The 13,811-nt window shown below is 36.1% G+C and carries 8 protein-coding genes and 1 pseudogene; all 9 read left to right on the plus strand.

What is annotated here, in order from left to right; all coding sequences use genetic code 11:
* Positions 1-867: pseudogene (locus G508_RS0116350) on the plus strand (hypothetical protein); the annotation flags it as partial.
* Positions 868-912: 45 nt separating this feature from the next.
* Positions 913-3,156: a hypothetical protein gene (locus G508_RS0116355; protein ID WP_026706315.1), complete on the plus strand. Its 2,244-nt coding sequence runs from the start codon at positions 913-915 to the stop codon at positions 3,154-3,156.
* A 148-nt stretch (positions 3,157-3,304) separates the two neighbouring features.
* Positions 3,305-5,152: a hypothetical protein gene (locus G508_RS19685; RefSeq protein WP_157486077.1), complete on the plus strand. Its 1,848-nt coding sequence runs from the start codon at positions 3,305-3,307 to the stop codon at positions 5,150-5,152.
* A gap of 7 nt (positions 5,153-5,159) precedes the next feature.
* Positions 5,160-6,404 (plus strand): gliding motility-associated C-terminal domain-containing protein, encoded by a 1,245-nt coding sequence (locus G508_RS0116365; protein ID WP_026706317.1) that lies wholly within the window; start codon positions 5,160-5,162, stop codon positions 6,402-6,404.
* A gap of 13 nt (positions 6,405-6,417) precedes the next feature.
* Positions 6,418-7,353 (plus strand): PorP/SprF family type IX secretion system membrane protein, encoded by a 936-nt coding sequence (locus tag G508_RS0116370; RefSeq protein WP_051197712.1) that lies wholly within the window; start codon positions 6,418-6,420, stop codon positions 7,351-7,353.
* A 12-nt stretch (positions 7,354-7,365) separates the two neighbouring features.
* Positions 7,366-9,306, plus strand: coding sequence for an OmpA family protein (locus G508_RS0116375; protein WP_026706319.1), 1,941 nt, complete (start codon positions 7,366-7,368; stop codon positions 9,304-9,306).
* A 267-nt stretch (positions 9,307-9,573) separates the two neighbouring features.
* The gene (locus G508_RS0116380) at positions 9,574-11,538 is read left to right on the plus strand and encodes a peptidylprolyl isomerase (protein ID WP_026706320.1); all 1,965 of its coding nucleotides are present in this window, start codon (positions 9,574-9,576) and stop codon (positions 11,536-11,538) included.
* Positions 11,539-12,390 carry a hypothetical protein gene (locus G508_RS0116385; RefSeq protein WP_026706321.1) on the plus strand — a complete coding sequence of 284 codons (852 nt, stop codon included), beginning with the start codon at positions 11,539-11,541 and terminating at the stop codon, positions 12,388-12,390.
* A complete protein-coding gene (locus G508_RS0116390; protein WP_084626020.1) occupies positions 12,374-13,789 on the plus strand; it encodes a peptidylprolyl isomerase in 1,416 nt (471 codons plus the stop codon). The genes G508_RS0116385 and G508_RS0116390 overlap by 17 nt, the downstream gene beginning before the upstream one ends.
* Positions 13,790-13,811 lie beyond the last annotated feature (22 nt).

The raw sequence follows: 13,811 nt of genomic DNA on the forward strand, positions 1-13,811 counted from the left end.
ACAAACGGAACTGATGGTGTTGACGGTATAGGAGGAAAGACAATAGGAGGAAATAGCATTACAGTTAATGGTGCAGGGACTGATGTTGATCCTTATGAAATTAGTATCAAAGAAGGTTTGGCTAATCAAGTTTTGATTACAAATGCCAGTGGAACTGTTGAATGGACTGACAAGGATGATCTGATTACAGGTGTTAGTAATACTTCTGCAGGAAATACCTTAACAACGACAGTAAATGGCACTACAGGTACTGCAGTAGATATAATCAATACTAATGTTTTGTCTTTAAATACGGATAATGAACTAGTAAGTACTGTAAATGGAGTGGCATCTGTAGCGTTAAATTTAAAAGATGCCGTGCAACAAGAACAAAAAACGACCACGTTAATTGATGGAACCAATACAACCGTTCAAAAGACTGTAACTGCAAACAATACCGAATGGCAGGTTAATGTTGCTACTGCAAAAGGTGCTGATGGAACAAATCCAGCTATCCTAGGAGTGGTAAAAGAAGCTGCGGCAAACCCAACAGTTTTGGTGAGTCAAACAGGGGAGCTTGCTGTCAATAATGAAGTTATGAATGGTATCAAGGTGGTAGCGGTTGATTATAATGCTGCAGCTAATGACGCGATTATTTTAGGAAATGCCAATACATCAAATGTAACCATCACTTTGCCTGTTGCATCTCCAACCAATAAAGGAAAAAAATATACAATCAAGAAAGAAGATGCAAACGAAGACGGTTATGTGAATGTAATCGGAACCATCGTGGGTGTGCCTTCTGGAGAGCTCTATACTGCAGTGCCCTATACCGGATGGGATTTGGTTTCAGACGGGACGGCTTGGAGAATTGTAAATAAATTTTAAACACGAAAAACAAAAAATAAATTACAAAAAGTAATAATTATCAAAATGAAAAAAATAATACTAATCGTAGGTTTTGGTCTTGTATTTTTGAATACTCAAGAAGTAGCAGCTCAGCAAGGCTTCGGAACTAATCAACCCGACAAATCAGCAGCAGTAGACATCGTTTCTACAAAGCGTGGTTTATTAATTCCTCGTATTGCTTTAACAGCAACAAATGTTCCAGGACCAGTTGCTGATCCTGCAAATGCATTATTTGTTTACAATACTGCTACAACTACTGGTGCAAACCAAGTGGAACCAGGATTCTACTACTGGGAAAGAGACAATGCCGCTGCTGCAACTCCAGGAAAATGGGTGCGTTTTGTTTCTTCAAATTCAGAAAAAAATGTTATTGTCGAAGCAGGCAATAATGTGAAAGTGGAGGAAGATGATACTACTCCAAACACTACTAAATACACGGTAAGTGTGCAAGGTGGTACAAACGGACAAGTATTGGTTACCGAAGTTGTAGCAGGAGTTACTTCTACAAAATGGATCAACCCTGAAGATTTTGTATCGGATGTAATCGATGCTCAAAACGGTCTTACTTATGTTCCATCCACCGGTCCAGGAGTTGACAATATTATCAAACTGGGAGGAACTTTAACCGAACCAACCCAAATTACAACGGATGCAACCAATACGTTTAGTATTAACGGACTTGCAACGGTAACTCCTACAGCAACCGATTTCATTCTGGTTATGGATGCAACTGGTGTTTTGAAAAAAACAACTGCTTCAGATTTGCTTGATGCAAAAGATTTAAACTTGGCAGGTTCTGAACTTGAGTTCACCGTTGGTGATGGAGAAGGAGCTGTGTTAAAAGCAACTACGATTGGGATCAAAGACGCTTCTGTTGGAGTAGGAAAATTTGATCCAGGAACAGCAACTGAAGGTCAGGTAGCAACAATTGTGGGTAGTGGTGCAACTAAAGAAGTTGTCTATGCTGATGCTGCTACATCTTTTGGCGAAGACCTAACAACTGATGGGAAAATTGTTATTGGATCTGCCGAAGCTTCAACTTTAGCAAATGCAGTTCTTGTGGCTACAGATTTAAGAATTAAAGCAGAAAGTATTACTTCTACTGAAATTAAAAACGGAACTATTCAAGCATCTGATATAAAAGCTCCAGGAACAGCAACTGAATCTAGCACTGGTGGAACAGCCAATCAAGTGATGGTGACAAATGCTACCGGAGATGTTTCTTGGATTAACCAATCGGATTTAGGAAATAAAGATTCATATACAGGATTAGCACCAATAACGATTGCTGCAAATGGAACAAGTACAAATGGAATTAATTATAATGTGTCGATTGAGCCAGCTAGCGGAACTGATTTAGGGGTTGTAAAACAAGTTGCTACAAATCCAACAATCGATATCAATAGCGATGGAGAGTTATCGGTTAATTTAACTAATACTATTTTATCGGGTGACGTTACAGGTCCATTAAATGATACAAATGTTTCAGCGATTCAAGGTACAGGAGTTTCGGCAACCGCACCAACAACTACTAATAATGTTTTGAAATTTGATGGAACAAACTGGACACCTGCAAAATTAGATGCAAGTGATATTACAGGAGAAGCAATTACTTCTTCTACACTAACGATTTCTGCAGATGGAGCAAGTGCCGTTTTGAAAGACATCACGATCGACATCACGCCAAGCACTACAGCAGGAACAATATTAACAACGGTAGACAATGCAGGAACATTAGAAACTTCATGGGAAACACCAAACTCACTTGTTGAAGTTGATAACGGTTTAAGAAAAGTTACAGATGATGTAATTCACCTTGGAGGAGCTTTGATCGAACCTACAACAATCGCAACAGGAGCTACAAATACACTTGCCATTACAAATCTTACAGAAGTTGCTTCCGCAAATAAAGTAGTTGTAGCTGAAACAAGTGGCGTTTTAAGAACGGTTACCAAATCGGTTTCACAAAGCATCACGGCTGATCTAACCATCGATAATACATCGGTTACGAATTATTCTCCTTATGTTCAAGAGGTAAACATCAGTGCTACTGTTGGAGCTTCAGATATTGATGTGACTTTGCCTTCTCCTTCTGCAGAAAATAACGGACAAACGGTAAATATCAAAATTGAAAATACAACAGAACCTGATTTTTATCTAAATGTTAGGGTTTCTGGTGGTGTTCTATTGACTTATGGATCTATGCCTTATCAAGGTTGGGTAATCAAATCCAATGGAACAGCTTGGACAGTTGTAGGAAGAAATTAATAATTTTTTTTTTTAAAACTTGATAACGTACTAAGATAGTGAAACATTTTTATCACTATTTTAAAAGCTCTAAAAATCAAATTGGAGTTACTATTTTAAAAAAGTCATGAGAAATGAAAAATCATACATCTGACGAAAAAAATACTTGATGATGAAGAAATCGGTTATAGGATACAGCACTTTACTTTTGACACTTGTTTTAGCAACTCAAACAGCTACTGCACAGCAAGGTTTTGGTACAGATGAGCCAAGTAAAGCTTCGGCTATCGAAATGGCATCCGGAACAAGAGGACTGTTGTTGCCAAGAGTAGCCTTGACGAGCTCTACGGTTTTTGCACCAATTAGAGGGGAAAGTGAAAATAATATTGCCAAAACGAATTCATTACTCGTTTACAATACGGCTACTTCTGGGGATGTTATTCCGGGGTATTATTATTGGACAACTGACGGTACAACAGGAAGCTGGAACCGTTTATTGGCAAATAATGACGCAGCTGCATTGCAATTGGCAGGAGATGTCACGGGAACATTGGGAGCTTCAAAAGTCGAAAAAATTCAAGGAAGTCCAGTATCTGCTACAGCACCATCTTCTACTAATCAAGTTTTAACTTGGAATGGAACAGCTTGGGAACCAAAAACCATTACACCGGCAGAAATTGGTAGCAAAGCTAATTTGTCAGTTCAAGACGGAATTGCAATTACAGCAGGTTCGGGAACAAATGCCTTGCTAGGTGCTGCCACAATTGGAATAACAAATGGAGGTATCGCTCCTGCAAAAATTACTCCGGGAACAACTGGTCAGGTACTTACAACCAATGGTTCGGGTGCTGCAATTTGGTCGGATAAATCCAGTTTGATTACTGGTGTTAGTAATACTTCTTCCGGGAATAATTTGACCACAACTGTCAATGGAACTACAGGAACGGCAGTAAATATCATCAATAGCAACACGCTAACTTTAAACGGAAGCAATCAATTGGTTAGCACTGTAAACGGTCAAGCTAGTACAGCTTTGAATTTAGGGCCAGCTATAACAGCCGCCGAAACCGAAACTTCTATGGTTCAAAATGCCACAACTGGTGTCATAACCTACAATAAAGAACGAAACGGAACCAATACTGCCAATGTTCTAAGTGCAACTTCTGGCAACATATTGACTTATAGCACTGGAGCATTTTTGAATGCTGCTGCCGTAAAAAATGCTCAGCAAAATACCATCGTTGCAGGTTCAGCACCAATTTCGGTTGCAGCACCTGTTACAGTAGGAAATAATACGACTTATACTGTTAGTGTTGGAACTGCAAATACGACTACTTTGGGAGTTGTCCGTCAAGCGGATACAAATCCGACTGTCAATGTAACTACAGGTGTACTTTCGGTAAACACGGCTCAAATCGCAGGAAGCGGATTGGTTAGTAGCGGAAATACTTTGGCAGCAAATACTTATAACGGATTAAAAGTAAGTACTACGGGAGGTTTCAATGATCATATCGGAATTGGCGGAAGCTTGAATGAGCCAACAACCATTACGGCAACTTCAACCAATACATTTGCTGTTGCAGGTTTGCAAACGGGAACAGCTACAGATAATATGCTGGTTGCCGATCCAACGACTGGAGTTTTGAAAAAAGTAAAAGCAACGCCTCGTTTTTTTTATATGCCAGCGGTAATTTTTGATACTTCGGCACCAGGAACAGCACTTGTTAGAGATTTATATTTGGAATACAAAAATCAATTTGAAGGAAATAGTTTGAATATTGCCCATGGAAATGCAGGATATTCAATTCCTTACACTGGCGGTTTGGTAGGAAGTACGGGAGCTCCAGCTGATATAGCGACTTATGCAAGCGGAGATTTGTATTATTATGTTTCCTATTATGATCAAACGGTTTTTAGTAATTTGAGTATTGATGCCACAGGAAAATTAACCTACACGATTTTAGCAGGAGCTTCAACAACTTCTTATATGAATATCGTATTTGTTGTAAAAGAGTAATCATCCAATGAAAAAAAATGTAACAAACCTATTTTTCTTTTTTTTTACGACGGTGATGTTCTCCCAAGGACAAACAACCAATACGGGAACATTGTATGTGAGTCCAAATACGTTAATGACGGTAGTTTCAGATTTTAATAATACGGATTCTGGCGAATATAAAAACGATGGAGAAGTGTTGCTTCGTGCAAATTTCAATAATGATGGCGTGACTACTTTTTCTCCTAATCAAGATGGTTACACCCGATTTGAAGGGTTTTCAACCCAAAAAATAACAGGAACTGTTCCAAGCGAATTCAAAAATTTGTTGTTTTTTAACACCAATCCGCAACCAGCTTTTCAATTATCGGGAGATATTATTATCTTTGGTAATGCAGAATTCAATCAAGGAATAGTAAACAATGATAATTTTGGAGGTACAATTTCATTTGAACAAGATGCAAATCATACAAGCACATGGAACGGAAGCCACGTTGATGGCGAAGTTATAAAAAACGGAAGCACTGATTTTATATATCCAATTGGGGACAAAAACCTCTATAGATATGCCAGAATTTCGGCTCCAGATGCAATTGCTGATAGTTTTACAGGAAAATATTTTTTCGAGAATTCAAACCCATCATATCCCCATACAAGCAAGTTACCCGAAATAGGATTAATCAATGACAAAGAATATTGGACTATTGATAAAACAAACGGAACATCCGATATATTATTAACGCTAAGTTGGGACGAAACCGTTACCACACCAGCCGAAATAGTAGCTTTCCCCGAACGCGAAATTCATATCGTTCGTTGGGATGAAACCGCAAATATCTGGGTAGATGAAGGCGGAGTTGCAGATATGGCTAACAAAACAATAACCACAGCGGTTGAGGTTTCGGGTTATGGAATTTTTACATTGGCAAGGGTGGCTAAAGATGATGCGGCATCAAATTGTATCAAAATTTTTAATGGTGTTACCCCAAATGGAGACACCTACAACGATTATTTTTTTATAGAATGTATCAATAATTATCCTAAGAATACAGTGGAAATTTATAACCGATGGGGAGTTAAGGTTTTTGAAACCGAAAATTATGATTCTAACGGAAACGTCTTTAACGGCTATTCTGATGGAAGAACCACCATCGACGGAAGTAATAAATTGCCAACAGGAACTTATTTTTATGTTCTAACGTATGAAGCACAGCAAAATGGAAATTCCCGAACACACAAGCAAGCGGGTTATTTACATTTGAGTGCAGATTAAACAAAAGACCCCTATGAAATTCAATAAAATAGTACAATATGGTTTTGCTTTGTGGTCATTCATCCTGACTACTACAACTTTTGCCCAGCAAGATTCTCAATATACACAATATATGTACAACACCATCAATGTGAATCCAGCCTATGCAGGTTCGCGAGGTGTTACTAGTATTTTTTTATTGCATAGAACACAATGGGTAGGACTCGATGGAGCTCCAGTAACAAACACGGCTTCCATACACAAACCAATTGGAGATAGTAATATAGGCTACGGAATTTCTTTTGTAAACGACAGGATTGGTATTTCGGACGAAAATACCATCTCGCTCGATGTTTCCTATACGGTAAAGACTTCCGAAGAATATAAATTATCCTTTGGTATCAAAGGTTCTGCTAATTTGCTAAGTGTAGATTATACAAGATTAACCATTCGAGATCCCGAAGACGTGCTTTTGAGCCAGCAGGCCAATATCGATAACAGATTGTCGCCAAATTTTGGAGCTGGTATTTATTGGCATTCGGATAAAAATTACCTAGGGATTTCTGTTCCTAATTTTTTAGAAACCAAGCATTATGATGATAATGTAAGTTCACTTGCCAGCGAAAGGATGCACTTTTACTTCATAGGTGGAAGCGTTTTTGATTTGAACGAAACGTTGCAGTTTAAACCAGCAATCATGACCAAAATGGTTCAGGGAGCTCCGCTTCAAGTAGATCTTTCGGCGAATTTTCTTTTTAATGAAAAGTTTTTTGTTGGAGCTGCCTATAGATGGAGTGCTGCTCTAAGCGGGATGATTGGTTTTCAAGTCAGCGATTCTTGGCATATTGGTTATTCATACGATGCAGAAACAACAAAATTGGCCAATTATAATTCGGGTTCACACGAAATTTTCCTTCGATATGAGTTGTTTGGGAATTATAGCAAGATCGTTTCCCCAAGATTCTTCTAATCCATTTCTGATATGAAAATAAAAATACTTCTATATCTTTCACTACTTTTCCTGACTACTCCAACTCTTTTTTCGCAGGAGAAGCAGCTGGAAAAAGGAAATCAAAAGTTTAGTGAATTGTCCTATATCGATGCGATTTCGGTCTATGAACGTGTGGCAAATAAAGGATATAAGTCGGCTGAATTGTTTCAAAAGTTAGGTGACTCTTATTATTTTAATGCAGAGTTTACAAAAGCTTCAAAATGGTATGCCGAATTATTTTTATTAGACAATTCAACTATTGCTTCAGAATATTATTACCGTTATGCTCAAACTTTAAAATCGCTTGGACAATATGAAAAAGCGAATGAATTGCTGGATAAATTCAATGTTATTTCCAAAGAAGACATCCGTGGTGCTTTGTTTACAAAAAAGAAAGATTACTTAGAAGTTATAAAAAGCAATTCAGGTCGCTACACGATTGAAGATGCTGGAATAAACTCTGAGTATTCAGATTTTGCAGCATCCTATTTTGATAATGCACTAGTTTTTGCATCTACTCGTGACACTAGCGGTTTTTTTAAAAGAAAACATACTTGGACAAACGAAGCTTTCTCTGACTTGTATATTTCAGAAATTCTGCCAAATGGCACATTGAATGTTCCTGTTAAATTTTCGAAAAATATAAATTCAAAATTCAACGAATCTACTCCAGTTTTTACAAAAGATGGTGTTACGGTTTATTTTACTCGAAATAATTTCAAAGATGGAAAACGAGGAAAAGATGCTGATAAGGCTACACTTTTAAAGATTTATAAAGCGACTTTAAAAGACAACAATTGGGAAGATATAGTAGAATTGCCTTTCAATAATAACGAATATAATGTTGCACATCCGGCTTTGAGTCCTGATGAAAAGACCTTGTATTTTGCTTCGGATATGCCTGGAACACTGGGTCAGTCGGATCTTTTTAAAGTTGCAATTAACAGTGATGGAAGCTTTGGAACTCCAGAAAATTTAGGATCCGAAATCAATACCGAAGGAAAGGAAACGTTTCCATTTGTATCGGCTGAAAATGAATTATATTTTGCTTCAGATGGACATCCGGGATTGGGAGGTTTGGATATTTTTGTTTCCAAATTGGATAAGGAAGAAAAAAGAATACAACCAGTAAATATTGGCGAACCCGTAAACTCAGCCACCGACGATTTTGCATTCATCATCAACACTACAAATAAAATTGGTTTTTTTAGTTCCTATAGACCAGATGGAAAGGGATTCGACGATATTTATAAGTTCAAAGAGGAAAAGGTTTTAGTTTGCAATCAAGTTTTGTCAGGAACAATTGTAGATGCTGAAACTGGTGCAGTTTTACCAAATGTTGAAGTGATTTTGCTGGATGAAAATTTTCAAGAAGTGCAAAAAGTTATTTCTGACGAAAAAGGCTTTTATACTTTTGATGTTGAATGTGGTAAAATCTATTATGTGAGAGCCAATAAGCCAGATTTAGTAACCAATGAAATAAAGGCAATTATTGATGAAGTTTCGGGTGAAACTGCTCTAAATGTCACGTTGCAAAAAGCTGTTGTTCCATTCCAAATAGGGGAAGACATCGGTAAAAAACTCAATATTAAAAAGATTTATTTTGACTTAGGAAAGGCAAATATCCGTCCAGATGCCGAAATTGAATTGGCAAAAGTGCTCGAAGTGATGCTCGAATATCCTACTTTGAAAATTGATGTTCGTTCGCATACTGATAGTCGGGATTCTCATAAAAACAATGAAAAGTTATCGGATAGAAGGGCAAAATCTACCGTAGCTTGGTTTATACAAAAAGGAATAGATGCTGAACGAGTTTCAGGAAAAGGGTATGGTGAAACCCAACTCATCAACAAATGTGCCGATGGAGTAAAATGTTCAGAGGAAGAACACCAATTCAATAGACGAAGCGAGTTTATAGTATTGGCATTATAAAAAAAATACATTTAAAATTCTAAAAAAGCATGCTGTTCTTCAGGATGCTTTTTTTATTTTTATCAGCCAATATGCCGTGTTTACTAGAGTGCATTTAATTTTTTGTTAATACTAATCAACAAACTTGCATAATGTATTTGAATTGTTAATTTTGTTGATTGTTATTGAACCAAAGTAGCCTAAATTGCGATTCAATTTTATTATTTTTAATAACACAACCAACCAAAAACAATAATTTTACTTAATTGATCTATAATTAGTACAAGAATGAAAATAAAACAATTGTTGTTCGGGCTTTTGCTTACTGCAAATTTTGTCGGAAATGCCCAAGACAGTAAAAAAGAGGTATTGTTCTCTATTGATGGTAAACCTTATTATACGGATGAATTTTCGAGAGTTTACAAAAAAAATATTGATCTTGTAAAAGACGAATCCCAGAAAGATCTTAATCAATATCTGGATTTATTTGTTGGTTATAAGCTTAAAATCAACAAGGCAAACAAGCTAGGATTGCAAAATAATCCGAAATATCAAACGGAGTTAAGATCCTACAGAAATCAGCTTTCTAAAAATTATCTTACCGATACAAAAGTTACCAAAGAACTTATCGAGGAAGCCTACAATCGTTCTCAAAAAGAAATAAAAGCTTCTCATATACTTATAATGGTAGATGAAAATGCTTCTCCCGCTGATACTTTAAAAGCATATAATAAAATTGTTGACCTTCGTAAAAAGGCAGCTTCTGGTGAAGATTTTGGTAATCTAGCAGCTCAATTTTCCGAAGATCCTTCAGCAAAAGAAAATAAAGGTGATTTAGGTTATTTCTCTGCTTTTAGAATGGTATATGCATTCGAATCGGGAGCTTACAAGACTAAAAAAGGGGAAATTTCTAAACCAATAAGAACTCGTTTCGGATATCATTTGATTAAAGTTAATGACATCAGAAACAATAGAGGAGAAGTGAGTGTAGCTCATATCATGATCATGAAACCTGCCGATGGATCTCCATCTGATAAGGGAAAAATAAAAATCCAAGACATTTACAAAAAACTCCAACAAGGAGAAAAATTTGAAGAACTTGCCAAGCAATTTTCTGAAGATAAATCATCTGCAGGAAAAGGGGGTACTTTAAATACTTTTAGTTCAGGACAATTGAGCTCTACAATTTTTGAAGATGTAGCTTTTTCTTTGAACCAGGAGAATCCTGTTTCGGAACCTTTTGAAAGCGAATACGGATGGCATATCGTTAAATTCCTCGAAAAACACCCCATAAAAACTTTTCAGGAAATGGAAGCCGATCTTGAAGCCAAAATCAGGAAAGACGACCGTTCTCGCCTAATTGTGGAATCGATGAATGACAGGTTGCGTAAAAAATATGCCGTGAAGCGAAATGAAAAAATGTATGCTTCGATCTTAAAGGCAGTCGATACTAAAATTTATACAGGCGAATGGAATATTCCAGCAAATACAGCCAATTTTGATACCGCATTGTTTTCTATCAAGGATAAAAATATTAGTGGTACGACATTTTTAAATTTCATGTATGGTCAGCAAAAAGGACTTCCTGAAATTAAACCAGTTGCAAAATTGGTTGACAATTTATATGAGAAATTTTTAGACCAGCAGTTGAACGTATATTACAATGACAATTTAGAAAATGAGTTTCCTGAATTTGCAGATGTAATGGAAGAATATCGCGATGGCTTGCTGTTGTTTGATTTAATGGAAAAGGAGATTTGGGAAAAATCGAAAAATGACACCATTGGTTTGGAGAATTTCTACCAAAAAAACAGTGGCAATTACAAATGGAAAAATAGATATGATGTTTTGATTGTGTCTTCAACAAAAGCTGATTTTATCAAAAAGGCACATAAATTGCTTAAAAAAGGTAAATCAGCCGATTATATCAAGGTAAATCTAAACTCAGGAAAAGACGTTGAAGTTTTAGAAAAAGAAGGTGTTTTTGAAGAAGGTAATGAAGCGCTTCCGCAAAATGTGACCTTTAAAGAAGGTGTAACCGATGTTATCAAACAAGGCGATTACTATTTTGCAACACGTGTAAATAAGGTGATTCCGGCAGGAAATAAAACACTTGAGGAATGCAAAGGAAAAGTGGTGAACGATTACCAACAATATTTGGAGGAAAATTGGGTTTCAGATTTAAAGAAAGAATTTACCATCACGGTTAATAAGGATACTTTTGAAAAAGTAAAAAAGCAAATTAAATCCTAAATGCAAAAGGGGTTTTACATATTGGGATTATCTTTGCTGGCATGTTCCTGCAATTATTTTCAGCCCGAAGCAAAGCCCGAATCGATTGCAAGAGTTGGTGAGTCCTATTTATACAAGGAAGATATAAAGGATTTGGTTGCAGCTGGAACTTCGAAAGAAGACAGTTTGATGATTGTAACCAGTTTTATCGATCGTTGGGCAACACAAAAGTTATTGCTGGAAGCGGCTAACATCAACTTGACGGATATAAAAAAGCAAGAGTTTGATAATTTAGTCAAGCAATATAAAAGCGATTTATATACAAAGGCCTATATTGAAGAAGTCGTGAAAACGACAGTTGACACTTTTGTTTCCGAAGAAGAGCTTAAAGAATATTATAATAAGAATAAAGAAAATTTCAGGACAAACGGAACTTTGGTGCAATTGCGTTACATCCACTTGCCAAAAGATCATCCAAAATTTTCGACTATAAAAAGCAAGTTTTTGGATTTTAGAAAATCCGATAAAAAGTTCTGGGAGACCTATCAGGTTCAGTTTAAAAATTCAGCTCTGAACGATTCGGTTTGGGTAGAATTAAATGAAATTTACAGGAAATTGCCCTTTATAAATCCTGAAAATCAAGGAAAATATATAGCAGGAGGAATCTCTTTTGAAAAGTCAGATTCCTTGAATGTATATTTAGTAAAAATTAAAAATACAATAAATAAAAACGAGATAAGTCCTTTTGTGTATTTAAAGCCAACTTTACAAGAAGTAATTTTGAACAGAAGAAAATTGGAATTAATAAAAAAATTTGAAAAAGAAATTACTGATGACGCGATTAAAAATAACAAATATGAAATTTATAAATAGTAACAACTTTTTGATGCTTTTGTTGGCCGTTTTCTCGATTGGAGAACTTCAAGCTCAGGAAGTGATTAACGATACTGTAAAACCCAAAAAACAAGAAATCCCAAAATCGAAAATGCGTCAAAAAATTGATGGCGTTGTTGCAACCGTTGGAGATTATATCGTTTTGGATTCAGATATTGATAAAAATTTTCTTGAATTATCTGCACAGGGAAATTCAATCGAAGGAATTTCTAGATGCCAGATGTTAGGGAAATTGCTTGAAGAAAGATTATATGCACATCAAGCACTTCAGGACAGTATTGTTGTAAGCGATGCAGAAATCAATAGCTCGATGGAAGAAAAAATTGGAACTATGCTAGAACAATCTGGCGGTTCTATGGACGATCTTGTGAAATATTACAAGAAAAGCAGTGAGGAAGAGTTCAGGACCTATTTCTTTGAGATTTTAAAGATGAACAAGCTAACTACTGAAATGACCAATAAAATCATTGACAAAGTAGAAATTACTCCAGAAGAAGTGAGAACTTTTTTCAAAGGAATCAAAAAAGAAGAATTGCCAACTTTTGGTGACGAACTAGAAATTTCTCAAATTGTAATCAAACCCGAAGTTACTCAAGCAGAAAAGAAAAAAGTAATTGATCAACTTAATAGTTTCAAGACAGACATTGCAGCGGGTTCTAGTTTTTATAGCAAAGCCGTTTTATATTCTCAAGATCCGGGATCAAAATCCAATGGTGGCTTTATGAAAGTGAATAGAAAAACACCTCTTGTAAAAGAGTTCAAGGATGTTGCCTTTAGTCTTGACGAAGGTCAAATTTCGGATCCATTCGAAACAGAATATGGTTATCATATTATCTACATTGAAAAAATTCGTGGTCAGGATGTTGATTTGCGTCATATTTTGATTGCTCCAAAAGTTTCGGAAGAATCATTGAAAGAAGCAAAAGAGGAAGCACTAATGATCAGAAAGAAAATTTTGGATGGAGAAATTACTTTTGCTGATGCTGCAAGAAGTTCTTCAGACGAAAAAGAAACTAAGGCAAACGGTGGAGCTTTGTTAAACCCAAAAACGTTAGATTCACGTTTTGAATTGACAAAATTAGACGCTACTCTATATGGTCAGGTTTCAAATCTAAAAACTGGTGAAGTTTCGCTTCCTTATATTGATGAGCCTAGAACAGGAGGAAAAGTCTATAAATTGATGATGGTAACCAATAGAATCCCATCACACGTGGCAGATTATGCAACGGATTATATCAAAATCAAAGAGTTTGCACTTAGAGACAAGCAAATCAAGGAAATTGCGAAATGGACCGAAGCTAAAATCAAGGAAACCTATATCAAAATTAATGGAGAATATAGAGATTGCGATTTTACAAGCAACTGGTTAAAAAAATAATATCAGTTTTTGCAATCTGCAA

It is taken from the genome of Flavobacterium soli DSM 19725 (assembly GCF_000422705.1).
Taxonomy (GTDB): domain Bacteria; phylum Bacteroidota; class Bacteroidia; order Flavobacteriales; family Flavobacteriaceae; genus Flavobacterium; species Flavobacterium soli.